The following is an 18753-nucleotide window of genomic DNA, read 5'->3' on the forward strand; positions in this document are numbered from 1 at the left end:
GCCTCCGCCGGCCGCCGCGTCTTCACCGGCCATCTCGGCGAATCCCGCATCCGCCTCACGGCCCTCATCGAATCCGTCTACCCCGCAACCGAAACCCAGCCCCTCATCGCCCTGATGTGAGCGCCCTCAACGCTCCGGCGTGAGCACGATGCGCTGGCTTTCGCCGCCCGTCGCCAGGCTCGCGAGCAGGCGGAGCCCGTCCTCGGCGGGCGTGCCGGGGGCGGCGGAGAGCACGATCAACTCGAGGCCCGAGTCGTCGGGGAGGGCGAAGTTCTCCTGGTGCAGTTCGAGGAGGCCGACCAACGGGTGGCGGTAGGTCTTGCGGCCGTGCGTGCGGGCGCGGACGTCCGCGCGGGCCCACAGGCGGCGGAAACGGTCACTGCCCATGGACAATTCGCCGATCAGCGAGGCCAGGCGGGGGTCGTCGGGGTATTTTCCGGCGGCCAGGCGCAGGTGGCCGACCACGTCGAGGGTGCAGGTCTCCCAGCCCTCGTAGAGGCCGCGGTCCGACTCCTCGAGGAAGAGATGCCGGGCGGTGTTCATCCCCGCGGTCGGGCGGCCGTAGAGCAGGTCGGCGAGGTCGTTTCCGGCCAGCACGTCGAGGCGGTGATCCATGATCAGCGCGGGTGCGCCGGTCACGAGGTCCAGCACGCGCCGCAGCTCCGGACGCAGGCGGCCGCCGGGCGTCTTGGCGCGGCGGCGGCGCTGCCGTGCCAGTCGGTCGAGGTGTTCGCGTTCGGTGTCGTCGAGGCCCAGGACGCGGGCCAGGGCGTCGAGGACCTGTTCGGAAGGCTGTGTCGCGCGGCCTTGTTCGAGGCGAACGTAATAGTCGACGCTCACGCCGGACAGGTGCGCGACCTCCTCGCGGCGCAGCCCCTCGACACGGCGGTAGCGGTCGATTGGGATGCCGACGGCGGCCGGGTCGACCCGGGAACGCCGGGTGCGCAGAAAGCCCGCGAGATCATCCATGCCCCGAGTCTGCCCGCACCGCGACCCACGAGGGTGGCCCTGCGATTACCAGGAACGCCGATCCGACGGAAACAGCGCCCCTGAACGACGGCCGTCGCGCCGCACAGGATCGACAACATCCGATGTGAAGGAGTTCCCATGAAAACGCTGATCGTCTACGCCCATCCCGAACCGCGGTCGCTCAACGGCTCTTTGAAGGACCTCGCGGTCTCCACCCTCGAGACCGCCGGGCACGAGGTGCGGGTGAGCGATCTGTACGCGATGGGCTGGAAGGCGACTGTGGACGCCGCCGACTACGGCCCGGACGCCTCCAGCCCGCTGCGGGTCGCGGCCGACTCGGGCCGGGCGTTCGACGCCGGGACGCTCACCGCCGACGTGCGCGCCGAGCAGGAGAAACTGCTGTGGGCCGATACCGTCATCTTCCAGTTCCCACTGTGGTGGTACACGATGCCCGCCATCCTCAAAGGCTGGGTGGACCGCGTGTTCACCTACAACTTCGCCTACGGCGTCGGCGAGCACAACGACGTCCAGTACGGCGAGCGATTCGGCGAAGGCACCCTCGTGGGCCGCCGCGCCCTGCTCTCGGTGACCGTCGGCGGTCCCGAATCGCATTACACGGCAAGGGGAATCAACGGGCCCATCGACGATCTGCTGTTCCCGATCCAGCACGGCATCCTCTACTACCCCGGCATCGAGGTGCTGCCGCCGTTCGTGCTCTACCGCACCGACCGGATGACCGCCGAGGACTTCCCCGACGTCGCCAAGGCCTGGGAGCAACGCCTGCTCACCCTGGACTCGACCGAGCCGATCGCGTTCCGCCGCCAGAACTTCGGCGACTACCAGATCCCGTCGCTCCAGCTCGAGAACGGGCTAGAGCCCCACGGCCGCACCGGATTCGGCCTCCACGTGCGCGGCTGAGCCTCAGGACTCGAACGGCCTGGTGATCGACTGGCAGGGCGTCGGCGCGGGCACCCGACCCTTGAAGAAGCGGTCGGGTGTCACGCCCATCAGCGAACGGAAATCCGTGGTCATATGCGACTGGTCGTAAAAGCCCGAATCGGTGGCCAGATGCGACCACGGCGTGTTCCCGGCCGCGGCGAGCACCTGCCGGACCCGGGTGATCCGAGCATAGTGCTTGGGCGACACACCGACTCCTGCGGTGAAGAGGTTGCGCAGCTGACGTTCGCTGACGGCGAGACTCGCCGCAAGCTCACCCACCGGGGCCGCGGTGTCCATCGCGGCCATCGCGGAACCCAGCAGGCGGCGGTGGTCGCGACGAGTCGGATCCTCGCGGAGACGGTGCGGCAGTTCGGCTTCCAGAAAAGCCGCGATGTCCTCCGGATCGAGCTCGAGGAGTTCGGCGGCGAGATCGGCGGCAGGGCCGGGGAGGTCCGACAGCCGCGCGACACGGTCGGTCAGCGCGGCGGCCGGGACACCCAGCAGGGCTTGGGAAGCACCGGGGGCCAGGCGGATTCGAGTGCAACCGGCGGGCTTGTCCGGAGCCGCGTAGCTGGCGTGGGTGCGCGGGCCCAGTACCAGGGCGTCACGGTGGCCGGACGCGTCGGTCCGCAGCACGATCGAGGTGACGGCCCGCGGCAGGTGAGTGAACGCCCCGGATTCGAGGCGGACGGTCGGGATGTGAGTGATCTCGGTGACCCACGACCGCAGCGCGGCGGGCGGAGGCAGGCGGCGCTCGAGATCCTCCGAGGTGACGACCCGAGTCGGGGTGGCCGCCCCGGCCTCGCGAGCCGCGCGAAAGGAGGCCGGGGCCAAGCCGACTACCACCGCCGAACCCCTCGCAGCCACAGCCGAACTGGCTCCGGCCGGAGCCGTACCGGTACCGGCGACAGCCATGCCGATTCCAGCCGGAGCTGAGCCGGTTCCAGCGGCAGCCATGCCGATTCCAGCCGGAGCTGAGCCGGTTCCAGCGGCAGGCATGCCGATTCCAGCTGTAGCTGAGCCGGTTCCAGCGGCAGCGATGCGGATTTCAGCTGTAGCCGAGCCGGTACCGGCAGCACCCATGCGGATTCCGGACGGAACCGAGGTCGGCGTGGCGGGAGCGGGCGCGAGTGGAGTCGAGGTTTGCACGCTGGTCACCACATCCACTCTAGGCAGCCGGGGCGGTCGCGGCTGTGCCGGTTTTTCCTATCGCCGCAGGCCGGTCGGTCGGCAGGCTCGTAGCCATGATCGTTATCACCGGTGCCACGGGCACCATCGGAAGTGAAATCGTCCGCCAGCTCGCCGAGCGCGGCGTGAAAGTGCGTGCGGTGAGCAGGAATCCGGACACGGCGCGGTTCCCCGAAGGCGTGGAGGTGGTGCGGGGCGACTACCTCGATCCGGCGTCCATGGCTGCGGCCTTCGCCGGAGCGCAGGCGGCGTTCCTGAACGGACAGGTCTCCATCGACGACACCGACACCGACACCGCGCTGATCGCCGCCGCACGCGAGGCGGGCGTCCCCCGCCTGGTGAAGCTCTCGGCCATCGGTACCGGAGACCCGCTGCTGGGGCCGTTCGCCACCTGGCACATGCCCGGCGAGAAGGCGATCAGCGAGAGCGGGGCGGCGTGGACGATCCTGCGCCCCAGCTCCTTCGCCTCGAACACGCTGAGCTGGGTCGCGCCCATCAAGGCCGGTCAGCCGGTGCCGAATATGACCGCCACCGGTGTTCAGGGCGTCGTCGATCCGCGAGACATCGCCGCGGTGGCGGCGGCTGTGCTGCTCTCCGACGAACACGCGGGCCGCGTCTACACGCTCACCGGACCGCAGGCGCTATCGGTGCCCGAACAGGCGCAGATCTTGGGCGACGCGCTGGGCCGACAGCTGGAGGTCGCCGATATCCCGCTCGATCAGGTCAGCGCGGCATTGGTCGCGGCGGGCCGGACCGAGAAGTTCGCCGAACGCGCGACGGCGGGCAACGCCTTCGTCCGCCGAGGCGGAAACTCCACCGTCACCCGCGATATCGAACTGGTCCTGGGCCGCGCGCCGCGCAGCTACGCCGACTGGGTGCGCGACCACGTGGACGCCTTCACGGCTTGAGGATTGCGCCCCAGCCGTTTTCGAGCAGGTCGAAGATGCGCGTGAGGTCGCCCGCCGGGTCGTCGCCGCGGCGGGCGACATCGAGCGCGCCGAAGACGAAGTGCGCCAACGTGATCACGGCCACGTCGTCGGGCTCACGGCCGATGTCCTCGGCGATGGCCTGTGCAAGCGCGCCCTCGTGACGCTGCCACATCCTGCGGAAATAGCTCGACAGCGCGGGGGTTTCGTCGATCATCCGGGTGAAGTCCCGGAACTCGGGGCTCTGCGGCGGGCGCGGGAACGCCAGGAAGGCATCGCGCAAGCCCTCGAGCACGGTCGACCCCGGCGCCCGGTCACGCACCGCGGCCACCACGGCCGCCTCGCGGTCGGCGTCCATGTCGAAGACCAGCGATTCCTTCCCGTCGGGGAAGTGCGCGAAGAGGGTGGGCACCGAGACGTCGGCCGCCTCGGCCACCTCCTTGACGCTGACCGCGTCGTAGCCGCGTTCCAGGAACAACCGCAGGGCCGCGTCGGCCAGGGCCTTGCGGGTCTGGACCTTCTTTCGCTCGCGCAGTCCGCTCATGGGAGCCACCTTACCCAGAGTCACCTAAGTCATACAATTTTCTTACTGATTGAATTTCTTTAGTCATTATGGTTTTCTGGGATCATGACTTCGATAACCACAGCTCAGAAGCCGCACAACGTGCGCTGGATCCTGTTGGGCGTGATGCTGGCCATGCTGCTGGCCATGCTCGACAACGTGATCGTCGGCACCGCGATGCCGACGATCGTCCGCGAACTGGGCGGCCTCGACCGGCTGTCCTGGGTGGTCTCCGCCTACACCCTGGCCACCGCCGCCTCCACCCCCATCTGGGCCAAACTCGGTGACCTGTTCGGCCGCAAATACAACTTCCTGGCCTCGATCGCGATCTTCCTGCTCGGCTCCGGACTGTCCGGGGCGGCGCAGAACATGGACCAGCTCATCGGCTTCCGCGTCGTGCAGGGCATCGGCGCGGGCGGGCTGGCGGCGGGCGCGTTCGCCATCATCGGCGAGCTCGTCCCGCCGCGCGAACGCGCCAAGTACATGGGCATGACCGCCTCGGTCATGGCCCTGGCCACCATCGGCGGGCCGCTGGTCGGCGGCTTCGTCACCGATCACGCCGGCTGGCGGTGGGCGTTCTACCTGAACCTGCCGCTGGGACTGATCGCGCTGGTGTGGTGCCAGCTCGCACTGCACCTGACCGCCCGGCGACCCAATGCCAAGATCGACTACCTGGGCGCGGCGCTGCTGACCGTCACCATCTCCGCCATCGTGCTCGTCGCGACCTGGGGCGGGGCCCAATACGCTTGGGGCTCACCGCAGGTGCTCACCGCCATCGCGGTGGTGCTGCTGGGGCTGCCCGCCTTCCTGTGGTCGCAGACCCGCGCACCCGAGCCGATCATCCCGCTGAGTCTGTTCGGCAACCGCAACTTCGTGTTGACCTCGATGCTGTCGGTGGTGGTGGGTGTGGCCATGTTCGGCGCGGTCAGCTTCCTGCCGCTGTTCCAGCAGACCGTGCAGGGCGCGTCGGCGTCGAACTCGGGGCTGTTGCTGCTGCCGATGATGGTGCCGATCATCGTGGTCTCGCAGATCGCGGGCAAGGTGATGAGCAAGACCGGCCGCTACAAGGTGTTCCCGATCGCGGGCGGCGTGCTGCTCACCGCGGGCAGCATCGCACTGGCCACCATGGGCACCGACACCAGCCGGTTCACCGCGGGTCTCTACATGGCGATGCTGGGCGCGGGCCTGGGATTCCTCATGCAGATGACGGTGCTCATCGCGCAGAACAGCGTGCAGATGAAGGACATCGGTGCGGCGTCGGGGGTTTCGACGCTGTTCCGGACACTGGGCGGATCGTTCGGTGTGGCCCTGTTCGGCGCACTGTTCAACCGGCAGGTCACCGGCCACGAGCATCTGGCCGGGGTGGCCGCCGGGATCGACAGCATCTTCACGTGGTCGGCGGTGCTGTGCGCGGTCGGGCTGATCGCCGCGCTGTTCATCGTGGAAGTGCCGCTGCGACAGGCGGGCCCGCCCGCGCAGGCTCCAGCCCCGGCGAAAGAGCCGGTGCCACAGAGCTAATAGTTCCGATTCCCCGGGCCGGGCTGTGCCGCTTCCGCGAGCGCCTTGAGGCGATACACGGAGCGGTACAGCCCGTCCAGCGCGAGATTGTCGCGGGGTCGGCCGATCGGGCCCGACAGCCGCAGCAGCTTCAGCAGCGGTGCGCCGTGGGACCATTCGCGATATTCGGTGACGAGCGTGCCGGCCTCGGCGGGCTCGAGCCGATAGCCCCACCGGGTGCCGATGAGGTGCACCCGGAATTCGAAATAGTGTGGCCGCTCGGCGACGGTCACTTCGCAGGGCGTGGCCCACGGCACCGGTCCGATGCGATTGAACCCGATGAACCAGGCCCCCACGACCGGCCGGGTGACACGGCCCAGCCACTGCGCCCCAACGTTTTCCGGGCTCCAGCGCCCCATCTGGGTGACGTCGGAGACCAGCGCCCACAAGGCTTCGGGCGGTGCGGCGACCAGCAGCGAGAGCTCGTCGCGGATGCCGGTATCGGTCACGGTGTGCACGAGTTCGACGGGACGTCGTGTCAGACGGGACAACATGGGACCACCTCGTTCGACAGGCTGTCTCAGACGATAAACCCGCCGGGTGGTCCGGTCAATCAGCAGGCCGCCACGACCGCTTCCAGCTTGTCGAGCATGCCCTTCCAGCCGCCACCCATGATGGTGCGAGCGCGCTGCATGACCGCGTCCTCGGGATCGAAACCCGTGTGACTGAACAGAATTCGCGTACCCTTCCCCTCCGGCCGCAGCGCCCAGCTGATCACCCAGCCACTTTCCCGCTCCGCGTTCGCGTCGCTCCAGCTGATGCTGAGCAGTTCCGGCGCAACGACTTCCAGCACGGTCCCGCGAATCTCGCCGGAGAAGTTCTGCCCCGGCATGGGCTGTGTCTTCATCTCGAAGACATTGCCCACCACGGGTTCGAAGCCGATCGGCCGCATCATCCACTGCCCCATGAGTTCCGGGGTCGTCAGCGCCCGCCACACCTTCTGCGGCGGATGCGGGTAGAAGTGGTCGAGCTCGATCTTGGTGACATCGTCGGTCATCATCGGTCCTCCTCGGGTTCGTCGGGCATGGCGTCCAGGACCGCACCCAGGTCGCGCAGCCGGGCCCGCCAGAATCGTTCGAACGGATCGAGCCAGGACTGCAACTCGTGCAAGGGATCCGGCTCGACCCGATAGAACCGTTGCCGCCCCCTGCGCTCCTCGGCGACCAGACCCGCGTCCCGCAGCACCTTCAGGTGCTCGGAGACACTGGGCCTGGCCATATCGAAGCGCTCGGCGATCACCTGCACCGACAGCTCATCCTCGAGCAACAGCTCGAGGATGTCGCGCCGGGTCGGATTGGCCAGCGCCCCGAAAACGCGATCGGCGGACCCTGACTTCAAGCGGTACGGCATACACCCGAGAATAGGTAGGACTTCACCTACCTGTCAACCGTAGGAGTTTTCCTACCCGGAGTTGCGCAGGGCCGTGGCCAGGCCGTTCATGGTGAGCAGGATGCCGCGCTCGACCAGCTCGGAGGTGTCCCCCGCACGGCGGCGGCGCAGCAGGTCGACCTGGAGCTGGTTGAGCGGCTCCAGGTAGGGGAAGCGGTTGTGGATGGATTCGGCGAGGGCCGGGTTGTCGGCGAGCAGTTCCTCGGTGCCGGTGATGGCGGCGTGCATGCGCACGGTGCGTGAGTACTCCTCGCAGATCATGCCGAAGACCTTGTCGCGCAAGTCCTTGTCCGGCACCAGGTCCGCGTAGCTGGAGGCGATGTCCATATCGGCCTTGGCCATCACCTGCGCCAGGTTCGACAGCACCGTCTGGAAGAACGGCCAGCGGCGGTAGAGGTCCGACAGGGTGGCCAGCCGGGCCGGGTCGTCACCGATCCACTGCTCGAAAGCCGTTCCGGTGCCGTACCACCCGGGCAGCATCACACGGGACTGGCTCCATGCCATCACCCAGGGGATGGCACGCAGGTCGTAGACGGAGTTGGTGGGCTTGCGGGAGGCGGGACGGCTGCCCAGATTCAGGTCGGCGACCTCGGCGATCGGGGTCGAGGCGCGGAAGTAGTCGACGAAGCCGGGCGTCTCGTGCACCAGCCGGGCATACGCCGCGCGTGCGGCCTCGGCCAGTTCGTCGAGCATCTCGTAGGCCGGTTCGGCATCCGCGCCCAGACCTTCCACGTCCAGCAGGGTGGATTCCAGCGTGCCCGCGACCAGCGCCTCCAGATTGCGGAAGGCGGTGCCGGAGTCCGCGTACTTGGTGGAGATGACCTCGCCCTGCTCGGTCAGCCGCAGCGCGCCGCGCACCGCACCGGCGGGCTGGGCGAGGATGGCGTCGTAGCTGCGGCCGCCACCGCGGCCCACGGTGCCGCCGCGACCGTGGAAGAGCCGCAACCGGATTCCGGTCTTGCGGGCCACGTCCACCAGGTTCAGCTCGGCGCGATACAACGCCCAGTTGGCGGCCAGGTAGCCGCCGTCCTTGTTGGAGTCGGAGTAGCCGAGCATGACCTCCTGGCGCATGCCACGGGCGGCGACCAGGCGCTGATATGCGGGCACTTCCAGTGCGGCGGAAAGGATTTCGGCTCCGCTGCGGAGATCGTCGATGGTCTCGAACAGCGGCACCACCCCCGCCGGGCTGGACGGCGGGGTGTCCGCGTCGCCCGGATCCAGGATGCCCGCCTCCTTGAGCAGCAGGGCGGCCTCGAGCATGTCGCTGACCGAGGTGCACATGCTGATGATGTAGTTGGGCACGGTATCCGGACCCAGATCATCCAGCGCGACCTTCGCGGCGCGGACCACCGCGAGCTCCTTGGTCGCGAGCTCACTGAGCTGGGCGTTGGGCCCGACCAGCGGGCGACGGGTGGTCAGTTCGGCCGACAGCAACTCCACGCGCGCGGCCTCGTCGAGCGAGGCGTAGTCGGAATGCACTCCGGCCCAGGCGAACAGCTCGGCCACCACCTGCTCGTGGGTTTCGGAGTTCTGGCGCATGTCCAGGCCCTGCAGGTGGAAACCGAAGGTCTCCACCGCCGCTCGCAGCGCGGCCAGTCCCTCATCGGCCAGCAGCCCGTCACCCGAGGCCCGCATGGAGGCGTCCACGATGTTCAGATCGGCCAGCAGCTCGTCGGGACCGGCATACGCGTGCGCGTCGACATCGATTCCGTCCGTGGGGATCTCCCCCAGCGACCGCCGTGCCGTGGCACTGAGCCGGGCCCGGATACCGCGAATCGCACGCCGATACGGTTCGTCGGCCCGCTGCGGCGAGTCGTCGTAGCCCGCGTCGGCGAGCGCGGCGAGTTCCGGCGTCACCGGCACCAGCCGCGCCGACTGCGACAGCGTCTTCTCCAACTCCACCAGCGCCTTCAAGTAGCGCTCGAAGGCGACCGCGCCCGCCCGGTGGGTGGCGCGGTGCACCACCTCCGCGGTCACGAACGGATTGCCGTCGCGGTCGCCGCCGATCCAGGAACCGGGCCGCAGGATCGGCCGGGCCAGCAGATCGTGTCCCGGCCAGCGTTCACGCAGCGCAGCCCGCACCTGATCGTTGATGCGCGGAATCACATCGAACAACGTCAGGTCGTAGTAGCGCAGCCCGACCTCGATCTCGTCCTGGATCCGCAAGCGCGCCAGGCGGATCAGCGCCGCCCGCCACAGTTGCAGCACCTGGCGGCGGATATCGACCTCGAGTTCGGCGAACTCCGGTTCGTATTTGTTGTAGCGCTGCCGCTGCCGCATGAGCTCGGTGATGTGGCCCTGCACGTCGAAGATGGTGCGCCGCCGGGTCTCGGTCGGGTGCGCGGTGATGACCGGGGACACCAGGGCGTCGGCGAGCAGATCGGCGACCGCGTCGCCGTCGGGTCCGGCGGCGTCGAGCTTGCGGTAGGTGGCGGCGAGGCTGGAGTCCTGGGGCGGCTCCCCCGCCGCGAGGTGCACCGCGCGGCGGCGATCGCGCTGCAGGTTCTCGGACAGATTCGCGAGCAGCAGAAAGTGGCTGAAGGCGCGGATCACCGGAATGGCGGTGTGGATGTCGACATCGCGCAGCATGTCGGCGACCGCGCTGCGCTCCACCTCGGAGCGGCGGATCTTGAACGCCTCCACCCGGACCCGCTCGATCAGGTCGAAGATCTCCGCGCCCTCGTGATCGCGAATGGTGTCACCGAGGATCCCGCCGAGGAACCGGATGTCGTCGCGCAGTGGCGCGGTGGCTGTCTCGATCTGGTTTACCTGCACTACGTTCACCTCTCCGAAGCAGTGGCTTCTTTCTCCCGGCCGCTTGTGGCGGCCGCTCAACCCATTCGGCGCGGACCGATATCGAACCTGTTGGGTTCCGGCCCGATCCGCACCCGTCCGTACAGCACGGCCGCGCCCTCCGGCGAGGCCAGCACCGGTTCGCACTGCAACTCCCGCACCTCCGGCAGGTCGTCGCAGAGCGCCGAGATCCGTTGCGCCAGTTCGGCCAGCGCGCCTTTGTCGACCGGCTTGCCGAGGTCGCGGCCGCCGACGGTGCCCGACAGCAGCGGGGCGGCGCGGGGCGCGTCGATGAGTTCGGCCGATTCCGCCTCGGTCAGCGGCAGCGCCCGGTACACGCGGTCGCCCAGCAGGTCGATGATGGTGCCCGACAGCCCGAAACTGATGACCGAGCCGAACGACGGGTCGTCCTGCACCCGGAACATGCAGCCCACGCCCTTGGTAGCCATGCGCTGGATATGTACCGGATTGCCGGAGATCTCGGTCAGGTCGGTGAAGGCGCGCCGCACCGCGTCCGCGCGCCACAGATCCAGCCGGACACCGGTGAGATCCGGCCGGTTGCGCCACATCTCCCCGGTCGCCTTGGCCGCCACCGGGAAGCCCAGCTCCTCGGCGGCCGCCAGCGCCGCGTCGGCGTCGCGGACCTCACGGAACTCCACCACGTGAATCCCGTAGCAGCCCAGCAGTTCCGCGGCCTGCAGATCGGTCAGCCAGTGATCGGTGTCCCCGGACATCCACTCCGCCACCAGTTCCCGCGCCCGCACGGTGTCGACGCCGTCGGGTCGCACCACCGGCGACAGCGGCCGGGTGCGCCAGTCGGCGTAGCGCCGCACCCGCGCCAGCGCCCGCGCCGCCCGCTCCGGATCACCGTAGGAGGGAATCGATCCGCGCTCGAGGATGCCGCCCAGGCCGCGCACGGCCAGCAGATTGGACATGCCCTGATCGGCGACGAAGGTGGTCAGAACCGGTGTGGCCGGATCGGATTGGGCGCCCGAGCGGATCGCCTCGGCGAAGGAGGCGACGGCCGCGGGCACCGGTGGTGAATAGATGACGATGACCGCGTCCACCGCGGGGTCGCTGACAGCGGCGGCCACCGCGGTCAGATAGTCGGCCGGACCTGCCTGCGGGCCGAGGTCGATCGGCTCCCCCGCCTCCAGACCCTCACCGCGGGCGGCGTCGACCGCCAGCCAGCTCAGCGCGGAGCTGTTGCCGATGACCGCCAGTCGCGGCCCGGCCGGCAACGGCTGATAGGCCAGCAGCATGGCGCAGTCGAAAAGCTCGGTGATGGAGTCGACCTGGATGATCCCGGCCTGTGCGAACAGGTTGCGCACCAGCGAGCGGTCCAGATCCCGATCCCGGTCCACCTGCGCGACATTGCGGCCGCTGTTCACGGCCACAATGGGTTTGGTGTGCGCCACCCGGCGGGCGATGCGGGAGAACTTGCGCGGATTGCCGAAGGTCTCGAGATACAGCAGCACCACATCCGTGTCCGGGTCGCTGTCCCAGTACTGCAGCAGGTCGTTGCCGGACACGTCCGCGCGGTTACCGGCCGAGACGAACGTCGACAGCCCGAGCTGCCGGGCCGCCGCCTCACCGAGAATGGCCGCGCCCAAAGGACCGGACTGGCAGAAGAATCCGATCCGCCCGCGCCCGGGCAACACCGGGGCGAGGGTGGCATTGAGTCCGATGGCCGGATCGGTATTGGCGATGCCGAGCGCGCTCGGGCCGACCACCCGCATGCCGTGCGCGCGGGCCGCGTCGACCAGATCGCGTTCGGCCTGGTAGCCGCGCGGCCCGGTCTCGGAGAACCCGGCGGTCAGCACCACCAGGCCCTTGACGCCCTTGGCCATGCAGTCGTCGAGCACCGACCCGATCTCGGTGGCGGGCACCGCGATCACGGCCAGATCGACCTCGTCGGGGATGTCGCGCACCGTCGGGTAGGCACGCACCCCCCGCACCGCGGCGCGCCGCCGGTTCACCGGGAACACCGGGCCCTGATAGGCCCCCGACAGCAGGTTGGCCAGCACCGCGCCGCCCACCCGACTGCCCGAGGGCGTCGCCCCGATCACCGCGATCGACTTGGGCGACAACAGGTTTCCGACGCTGCGCGCCTCCGAGGCGCGTTCTCGCGAATCCCGCACCGACAGCAGCGCTTCGGTGGGGTCAATGGCGAATTCCAGGTGCAGCACCGAGCCGTCGCGGCTGCGCTGCACCTGGTAGCCCGCGTCCCGGAAGACCTGCACCATGGCGTTGTTCTCGGCCAGCACCTCGGCTACGAAGGTCTCGATATCGTTCTCGGCCGCCGCGCCCGCCAGATGCTCGAGCAGGATCGAGCCCAGCCCGCGCCCCTGATGCGAGTCGGCCACCACGAACGCCACCTCGGCCGAGCGCGGCCCGGGACGGTCGGCGAGGAACTCGTAGCGGCCGACGCCGATGATGGCCTCGCCCAGTTCGATCACCAGCCCGACCCGATCCCGGTAGTCCACGTGCGTGGTCCGGTAGAGGTCCTTGGGCGTCATGCGCGGGTACGGCCCGAAGTACCGCAGATACCGGCTGCGGTCCGACAGCGCCTCGTGGAAGCGCTCCAGCTCCGGCGCGTCGGCGGGCGTGATCGGGCGCAGCCGGACCACGCCGCCGTCGGAGGCCAGCACATCGGCGAACCACTGTTCCGGTGGCGGCGGCGGATTCACCGGCGTGCCCGGGGTGTCCGGCGGCAGCGGCGGAGCGGGGACGACGGGGTCAGTCACGGGGATCCTCCGGATCCAGGCCGAGCAGGCCGAAACTCGCCCGGCGCGTTGCCAATACGGATGTGTCCAGGGCCCGGCGGGCGCGGTCGACGCGCTCGTCGCCGGTGTCGCGGCCGCCGCCGGGACCGTCCCAGCGGGCGAAGGCGAGGTCCGCGCCGTCGCCCATGGTCTCGGGCGCGGCCACCATGGGCGCGTACTGCCCGACCTGTTCACGCCACTGCACCGGGGTCGGGGTGGCCGGGTCGATGTCGCGGTCCAGCGCGGTGGCCAACAGATGCGTCCAGGCGCGCGGCACCACCCGGATCAGGCCGTAACCCCCGCCGCCGACCGCGAGCCAGCGGCCCTCGGCGTAGGTGTCGGCCAGTTCCCGCATGGCCAGGAAGGCCGCGCGCTGACCGTCGATGCTGAGGTCGAGATCGGCGAGCGGATCCTCGCGGTGGGTGTCCACACCGCATTGGCTGATGATGATCTGCGGCCGGAACGCCGCCACCGCGCCCGGGACCACGGCGTGAAAACCGCGCAGCCACAACGGGTCCCGGGTGCCGGGCATGATCGGCAGGTTGACGGCGGTGCCCTCGGCAGGGCCCGCGCCCGTCTCCTCCGGCCAGCCGGTGTTGGGCCACAGGGTCGCCGGATGCTGGTGGATGGAGACGGTCAGCACGCGCGGGTCCCCGTAGAACATGCGCTGCACACCGTCGCCGTGGTGCACGTCCACGTCGATATAGGCGATCCGGTCGAAACCGTTGTCCAGCAACCACGAAATGGCCACCGCTACATCGTTGTACACACAGAACCCCGCTGCCGAGGCCGGCATGGCGTGATGCATGCCACCACCGATGCTCACCGCCCGGCGGGTGCGTCCGGCCGCGATCTCCCGCGCCGCCGCCAGGGTGCCGCCCACGATCACCGACGCCGCCTCGTGCATGTGCGGGAAGACCGGATTGTCGGCCGAGCCCAAGCCGTACGGCGGTGCCACCGGGAGTGGGCCGGACGGTTGCTGCGCGTGCTTGACCGCCTCGACGTACTCGTGGGTGTGCACGCGCAGCAGATCCGATTCACCGGCCGCCTCCGGTGTGAGCCGTTCCACCCCGTCGAGCAGTCCGAGCCCCTCGGCGAGCGCCATGGTGAACCGCAGCCGCGCCGGCCGCATGGGATGTTCCGGCGTCCAGGAGTAGTCCAGGAATCGATCGGTCCAGACGACGGTTCCGTCACCACGTGCGAGGCCAGGCATACCTGCCACGCTAGTGCGTCGAGCGAGTTCGTAGGCTTTGGAGGCTTTCGACACCGCGAGGCTGTCGTACCGGGATGGCAGGCTGTGCCGCGACAGTGGATGCGAAGCCGTGTCATACCGGAAACACGCAGGGAACACGCTGCCCGTCCTGGGTGTTGACTCTGCGTTCGCAAAATAAGCTGACGCCCGGTGATGCCGCCGTGCATGGGTAGAATTCGTGCCGACGAAGGGGTTTAACAGGTGAAGGATCTGGTCGACACCACGGAGATGTACCTCCGTACCATTTACGACCTCGAGGAGGAGGGTGTCACGCCGCTGCGCGCCCGCATCGCGGAGCGCCTCGAGCAGAGTGGCCCGACGGTGAGCCAGACGGTCGCGCGGATGGAGCGCGACGGCCTGCTGACCGTGGCCGGTGATCGCCACCTCGAACTGACCGACAAGGGCCGCTCGATGGCCGTGGCCGTGATGCGCAAGCACCGGCTGGCCGAGCGGTTGCTGGTCGACATCATCGGGCTCGAATGGGAGAACGTGCACGCCGAGGCGTGCCGCTGGGAGCACGTGATGAGCGAGGAGGTGGAGCGCCGCCTGGTCGAGGTGCTCAACCACCCCACCACCTCCCCCTACGGCAATCCCATTCCGGGCCTGGACGAACTGGGCGTCAAGCCCGGCGCGGGCGGCGAGGAGAAGCTGGTCCGGCTCAGCGATCTGCCGACCGGGCAGGCGCAGGCCGTCGTGGTGCGGCGGCTCTCGGAGCACATCCAGACCGATCCGGAGACGATCAACCAGCTCCGCGAGGCGGGCGTGGTGCCCGATGCCCGCGTCACCGTGGAGACCAAGCCGGGCGCGGTCATCATCTCGGTGCCCGGCCATGAGGGATTCGAACTGTCCGACGAGATGGCGCACGCCGTCCAGGTGAAGTTGGTCTGATACGTGAAGCTTCTGGTGACCGGAGGCGCGGGCTACGTCGGTGGCGTCTGCGCGCAGGTTCTGCTCGAGGACGGCCACGAGGTGGTCGTCGTCGATGATCTCTCCACCGGCAATGCCGACGGTGTCCCGGCGGGCGCGAAGTTCGTCGAGGGCGATATCGCGACCGCGGGCGTCGAGCTCGTCGCGGCCGAATCCTTCGACGGGGTGCTGCATTTCGCGGCGCAGTCGCTGGTCGGCGAATCCGTGGTGGCGCCGGAGAAGTACTGGCACGGCAATGTGGTGAAGACCCTCGCGCTGCTCGAGGCCATGCGCGCCGCGGGCACCCCGCGCCTGGTGTTCTCCTCCACCGCGGCCGTGTACGGCGAGCCCGAGCAGGTGCCGATCGTCGAGGACGCCGCCAAGCTGCCGACCAACCCGTACGGGGCGTCGAAGCTGTCGATCGACTACGCCATCACCTCGTACGCCGCCGCGCACGGGCTGGCGGCGACCAGTCTGCGGTACTTCAACGTGGCCGGCGCCTACGCCGGGCTCGGCGAGAACCGTGTGGTGGAAACCCATCTCATCCCCCTGGTGTTGCAGACCGCGCTGGGTCAGCGCGAGTCCATCTCGGTGTTCGGCACCGACTACCCGACGCCGGACGGCACCGCGGTGCGCGACTACATCCACATCCGCGATCTGGCGCAGGCGCATCTGCGGGCGCTGGCGCAGTCGCAGCCGGGTGTGCACCGCATTTTCAATTTGGGCAGCGGCACCGGTTTCTCGGTGCGCGAGGTCATCTCCGCGTGCGAGCGGGTGACCGGGCTGCCGATCAACCAGGTCGACGCCCCGCGCCGCGCGGGCGATCCGGCCGTGCTGGTGGCTTCCAGCGCCAAGGCCGTCGCCGAGCTCGGCTGGCAGCCGGAGCACACCGATCTCGACGAGATCGTCTCCGACGCCTGGGATTTCCTGCGCTCACTGGGCGACCGCGCGCACTCCGCGCGCCGCTGATCACCTCTCACGAGTGCGGCCCGAGGTCGACGCCGAGTGCGGCGGCGGCCTCGCGGCCGGACTCGGCGAGCTCACCCAGCCTCTCCGGCCGCATGCCGGTGCGCAATCCGCACTCCAGCAGATTCGCCATGCGGTGGTGCGGGTCCGCGATTAATGCGGCGTCCAGCGCGACCCCCGCCAGCGGTCCGTCCCCGCGCACGTAGGCGCAATAACCCAGCAGTGCAGCCGCTTCGGCACGATCGGGATCCGGCAGCGCTCGCGCCAGTTGCAGCCACAACGCCTCGGCCGCGTGCGCGTGCGGGCCGATGACGAACGCGAACGTCATGTCGCGCAATTCCTTGTCGCGCAAGGCCACTGACACATCGGCCACCTGCCCGGAGGTGAGCCGCGCACCGGCCTCGACGAGTTCCAGGTACCGCAGCACCCGGCACATCTGGTGCCGCAGCTCGAGTGCCGTGTCACCGTGCTCCGCCAGGCGAGCCGATCGGCGCGCCGAGGCCGCGACGGCGATGGGTATGGCAGCGGCGGTCGCCTCGCGCATGACGGGATCCACGGCGAGCACCTCGGTCAGCTCGCGGCGCGAGCCGCGCAGTGGCCGCCCTTCCAGCACATGCCGCAGCGTCACGAGCGAGGTCGCCGGATCGGGTTGCAACCCCTGCGAACCCGAGTCCGACAGACTCCACCAGGACAGTTCCGCGCCGATGGCCCGCACCGCCCACGCCCCGGTGAGCGGCACCTCGACGGCATCCAGCCGATGTTCCAGCGCCGCGACGAGATCGCGGTGCTTGCGCCCGCGAACGCCCGGATGCCGACTCTCCGGCGGTGTCGCCCGGTCGTCGACGATGAGCGCCAACGCCGCCGTGGCCTGGTGCCGCACACAGACATTCGCGACCTCGTCGACCAAGACACCCGTAGCCGCGCGGCCCGGATTATCCAAATCCATCCGCGTCACCACCTCGACGACGGCACACTGCGGCGACTGCGGATCGACCCCCAGCACAGCGACCACCAGCGACCGCTCCGGCATGAACCCGAGCATCGCCGGAACCGCCGCGATGAGGTCACCCGGCGCGCGCAGCCGAGGCTCCGACTCCGGCGGCTCGCCAGGGTGGCCGGGCAGCGGATCAGACGAGGGCGGCCCCGGTGTCGGGCCCTGCCCGACCTGACCGATGCCCTGCGCCGACTCGACCGAGGTCTGCGACCCGACTGACCGCACGGGTCCGGGCGGCGTCGCGGGGCTGGGTGGCGGTGGCGGGGTCGGGTCGGGCAGTGGAGCGGGGTCGCGGTGTGGGGTGGGTTCGGTGGGCTTTGTCATGCCGTCGAGCGTGCGCCGGGCGGTGAATCCGGCCTGGTCGGCGACCTCGGGATTTGTTGGAGCTGTGGATGTTCGGGCGACGATCCACGGAAGCGGTGAGGTATTCGGCGAGCCTCCGAGAAGGCAAGCCCCGAATGTCGGTGGGTGCTGTTAGGGTGCCGCGCGGTGATCGGCCCCACAGATGAAATGGATTCATTTCATTTCGCCCGAATCGAGCGGTTCGCGCTGTTACAGTCCGGCTCGGCACTCGTCATCCGCAGTGCCGGAAGGAGTATCGCGTGCAATGAAGAGCACGACATTCACCGCCGCGGCGGCCGCGCTGACCGCGGTAGCCGTGCCCGCGCTGCTGGCCCCGACCGCCTCGGCCGACACCAACCAGGTCCGGGTCGACAATGTCTCCGACAGCCAGCAGTGCGCGCCCAACAAGCCGTGCTACGTGCGGGTTCGGGTGTCCGGCGACAACCGCCTCAACCAGGTCTCGATCTCGGTGAACGGCAATGTGGTCGGCTACGCCGTCCCGGTCCAGGACCAGTGGGACGCCAATGCCGCGACCGCGCAGATCACCTGGGTGCCGACCGATTACGGCAACTACACCATCAGCGCCGCACAGGACAGCTCGACCGCCTCGATCGGCTACGCCCTCAACGCCCCGCCGACCACCGGTGGCGGCGGCTCCTTCGGCGGCCTGCTGCCGACCGGTTCGGCGGGCTGACCGGCGACCCGGGCTGGGCAGAGCCCGGGTTCACCGGTCCGCCAGGTCTATTCGTGCTCGGTACCGGCGAGGATCGCCAGGTAGTGCGGATTGGTCATGATGCCCAGGACATTGCCGAACGGGTCCACCACCGACGCCGTCACGAATCCGGTGCCCTCGCCGCGTTCGATGATCGGCTCGTACACGGTGGCCCCGAGTTCGAGCAACCGCGCGAACGTGGCGGCGACATCGTCGACATGCCAGTTCACGATCTGCCCGCCCGGCCGATCCGGATGAGCGGGCGCGAACTTCTTGTTGATGATGCCCAGCTCGGCCTGGTAGTCACCGATTCGGAACTCGTAGTACCCGCCCGGCACGGTGAAATACGGTGCGACACCGAGCAATTCGCTGTACCAGTCCTTGGCCGCCTCCAGATCGTCGGCGTAGTAGTTGACGGTCGCCATTCCGCGCAGCATCTCGGTCGTCTCCTTCATCGAGGGTGGTGATCGGTATGAATCCATCATCGCGCCCA

At 69.3% G+C, this 18753-nt stretch carries 17 protein-coding genes; 6 read left to right on the forward strand and 11 right to left on the reverse strand.

Annotated elements, in window-relative coordinates; all coding sequences use genetic code 11:
- Positions 1-126: 126 nt before the first annotated feature.
- Entirely contained in the window at positions 127-969 is an 843-nt protein-coding gene (locus ACWELQ_RS11945) for a helix-turn-helix transcriptional regulator (protein WP_452397034.1), read from the reverse strand.
- Positions 970-1107: 138 nt separating this feature from the next.
- Between ACWELQ_RS11945 and ACWELQ_RS11950 the strand changes: the two genes are divergently transcribed.
- The gene (locus tag ACWELQ_RS11950) at positions 1108-1887 is read left to right on the forward strand and encodes an NAD(P)H-dependent oxidoreductase (protein ID WP_452397035.1); all 780 of its coding nucleotides are present in this window, start codon (positions 1108-1110) and stop codon (positions 1885-1887) included.
- A 3-nt stretch (positions 1888-1890) separates the two neighbouring features.
- Here the strand turns inward: ACWELQ_RS11950 and ACWELQ_RS11955 are convergent, their stop codons facing one another.
- Complete coding sequence (locus tag ACWELQ_RS11955; protein ID WP_452397036.1) at positions 1891-2754, reverse strand: helix-turn-helix domain-containing protein; 864 nt, start codon at positions 2752-2754, stop codon at positions 1891-1893.
- 398 nt (positions 2755-3152) lie between these two features.
- Here ACWELQ_RS11955 and ACWELQ_RS11960 point away from each other — a divergent pair, with 398 nt between their 5' ends.
- Positions 3153-4004 carry an SDR family NAD(P)-dependent oxidoreductase gene (locus ACWELQ_RS11960; protein WP_452397037.1) on the forward strand — a complete coding sequence of 284 codons (852 nt, stop codon included), beginning with the start codon at positions 3153-3155 and terminating at the stop codon, positions 4002-4004.
- Here ACWELQ_RS11960 and ACWELQ_RS11965 read toward each other — a convergent pair.
- Positions 3994-4566 (reverse strand): TetR/AcrR family transcriptional regulator, encoded by a 573-nt coding sequence (locus tag ACWELQ_RS11965; RefSeq protein ID WP_452397038.1) that lies wholly within the window; start codon positions 4564-4566, stop codon positions 3994-3996. The two genes, ACWELQ_RS11960 and ACWELQ_RS11965, sit on opposite strands and share 11 nt — an antisense overlap.
- Positions 4567-4650: 84 nt before the next feature.
- On the opposite strand from ACWELQ_RS11965, the gene ACWELQ_RS11970 reads away from it, so the two are divergent.
- Positions 4651-6102: an MDR family MFS transporter gene (locus ACWELQ_RS11970; protein WP_452397039.1), complete on the forward strand. Its 1452-nt coding sequence runs from the start codon at positions 4651-4653 to the stop codon at positions 6100-6102.
- Here the strand turns inward: ACWELQ_RS11970 and ACWELQ_RS11975 are convergent.
- Genes ACWELQ_RS11975 through ACWELQ_RS12000 form a run of 6 tightly spaced genes read right to left on the reverse strand, consistent with a single transcriptional unit; the run spans position 6099 to position 14301 of the window.
- On the reverse strand, positions 6099-6635 hold the full coding sequence (locus ACWELQ_RS11975) for an SRPBCC family protein (RefSeq protein WP_452397040.1): 537 nt from the start codon (positions 6633-6635) through the stop codon (positions 6099-6101). The genes ACWELQ_RS11970 and ACWELQ_RS11975 overlap by 4 nt on opposite strands.
- Positions 6636-6694: 59 nt before the next feature.
- Complete coding sequence (locus ACWELQ_RS11980) at positions 6695-7141, reverse strand: SRPBCC family protein (RefSeq protein WP_452397041.1); 447 nt, start codon at positions 7139-7141, stop codon at positions 6695-6697.
- On the reverse strand, positions 7138-7491 hold the full coding sequence (locus tag ACWELQ_RS11985; RefSeq protein ID WP_452397042.1) for an ArsR/SmtB family transcription factor: 354 nt from the start codon (positions 7489-7491) through the stop codon (positions 7138-7140). Before ACWELQ_RS11985 ends, ACWELQ_RS11980 begins: the two co-directional genes overlap by 4 nt.
- A gap of 51 nt (positions 7492-7542) precedes the next feature.
- Positions 7543-10305, reverse strand: coding sequence for a phosphoenolpyruvate carboxylase (ppc, locus tag ACWELQ_RS11990; protein WP_452397043.1), 2763 nt, complete (start codon positions 10303-10305; stop codon positions 7543-7545).
- A gap of 56 nt (positions 10306-10361) precedes the next feature.
- Positions 10362-13013, reverse strand: a complete 2652-nt coding sequence (locus ACWELQ_RS11995; RefSeq protein ID WP_452397049.1) for a bifunctional acetate--CoA ligase family protein/GNAT family N-acetyltransferase — start codon at positions 13011-13013, stop codon at positions 10362-10364.
- A gap of 49 nt (positions 13014-13062) precedes the next feature.
- Positions 13063-14301 carry an acetoin utilization protein AcuC gene (locus tag ACWELQ_RS12000; protein ID WP_452397044.1) on the reverse strand — a complete coding sequence of 413 codons (1239 nt, stop codon included), beginning with the start codon at positions 14299-14301 and terminating at the stop codon, positions 13063-13065.
- 240 nt (positions 14302-14541) lie between these two features.
- Between ACWELQ_RS12000 and ACWELQ_RS12005 the strand changes: the two genes are divergently transcribed.
- Both ACWELQ_RS12005 and galE read left to right on the forward strand, forming a co-directional pair.
- A complete protein-coding gene (locus tag ACWELQ_RS12005) occupies positions 14542-15228 on the forward strand; it encodes an iron dependent repressor, metal binding and dimerization domain protein (RefSeq protein WP_452397045.1) in 687 nt (228 codons plus the stop codon).
- Positions 15229-15231: 3 nt separating this feature from the next.
- A complete protein-coding gene (galE, locus tag ACWELQ_RS12010; RefSeq protein ID WP_452397046.1) occupies positions 15232-16215 on the forward strand; it encodes a UDP-glucose 4-epimerase GalE in 984 nt (327 codons plus the stop codon).
- A 7-nt stretch (positions 16216-16222) separates the two neighbouring features.
- On the opposite strand, the gene ACWELQ_RS12015 is transcribed toward galE, so the two are convergent.
- The gene (locus ACWELQ_RS12015) at positions 16223-17530 is read right to left on the reverse strand and encodes a DUF4192 domain-containing protein (protein ID WP_452397047.1); all 1308 of its coding nucleotides are present in this window, start codon (positions 17528-17530) and stop codon (positions 16223-16225) included.
- A gap of 283 nt (positions 17531-17813) precedes the next feature.
- Here ACWELQ_RS12015 and ACWELQ_RS12020 point away from each other — a divergent pair, with 283 nt between their 5' ends.
- Entirely contained in the window at positions 17814-18242 is a 429-nt protein-coding gene (locus ACWELQ_RS12020) for a hypothetical protein (RefSeq protein WP_452397048.1), read from the forward strand.
- Between the two features lie 47 nt (positions 18243-18289).
- On the opposite strand, the gene ACWELQ_RS12025 is transcribed toward ACWELQ_RS12020, so the two are convergent.
- Positions 18290-18697, reverse strand: a complete 408-nt coding sequence (locus tag ACWELQ_RS12025) for a VOC family protein (RefSeq protein WP_452397050.1) — start codon at positions 18695-18697, stop codon at positions 18290-18292.
- Between the last annotated feature and the right edge of the window lie 56 nt (positions 18698-18753).

This window comes from Nocardia sp. NPDC004722 (assembly GCF_053601505.1).

Coding starts and splice junctions, on each gene's coding strand:
- ACWELQ_RS11945 (WP_452397034.1), bottom strand. CDS start 969: ATGGATGATCTCGCGGGCTTTCTGCGCACCCGGCGTTCCCGGGTCGAC.
- ACWELQ_RS11950 (WP_452397035.1), top strand. CDS start 1,108: ATGAAAACGCTGATCGTCTACGCCCATCCCGAACCGCGGTCGCTCAAC.
- ACWELQ_RS11960 (WP_452397037.1), top strand. CDS start 3,153: ATGATCGTTATCACCGGTGCCACGGGCACCATCGGAAGTGAAATCGTC.
- ACWELQ_RS11965 (WP_452397038.1), bottom strand. CDS start 4,566: ATGAGCGGACTGCGCGAGCGAAAGAAGGTCCAGACCCGCAAGGCCCTG.
- ACWELQ_RS11970 (WP_452397039.1), top strand. CDS start 4,651: ATGACTTCGATAACCACAGCTCAGAAGCCGCACAACGTGCGCTGGATC.
- ACWELQ_RS11975 (WP_452397040.1), bottom strand. CDS start 6,635: ATGTTGTCCCGTCTGACACGACGTCCCGTCGAACTCGTGCACACCGTG.
- ACWELQ_RS11980 (WP_452397041.1), bottom strand. CDS start 7,141: ATGATGACCGACGATGTCACCAAGATCGAGCTCGACCACTTCTACCCG.
- ACWELQ_RS11985 (WP_452397042.1), bottom strand. CDS start 7,491: ATGCCGTACCGCTTGAAGTCAGGGTCCGCCGATCGCGTTTTCGGGGCG.
- ACWELQ_RS12000 (WP_452397044.1), bottom strand. CDS start 14,301: ATGCCTGGCCTCGCACGTGGTGACGGAACCGTCGTCTGGACCGATCGA.
- ACWELQ_RS12015 (WP_452397047.1), bottom strand. CDS start 17,530: ATGACAAAGCCCACCGAACCCACCCCACACCGCGACCCCGCTCCACTG.
- ACWELQ_RS12020 (WP_452397048.1), top strand. CDS start 17,814: ATGAAGAGCACGACATTCACCGCCGCGGCGGCCGCGCTGACCGCGGTA.
- ACWELQ_RS12025 (WP_452397050.1), bottom strand. CDS start 18,697: ATGCTGCGCGGAATGGCGACCGTCAACTACTACGCCGACGATCTGGAG.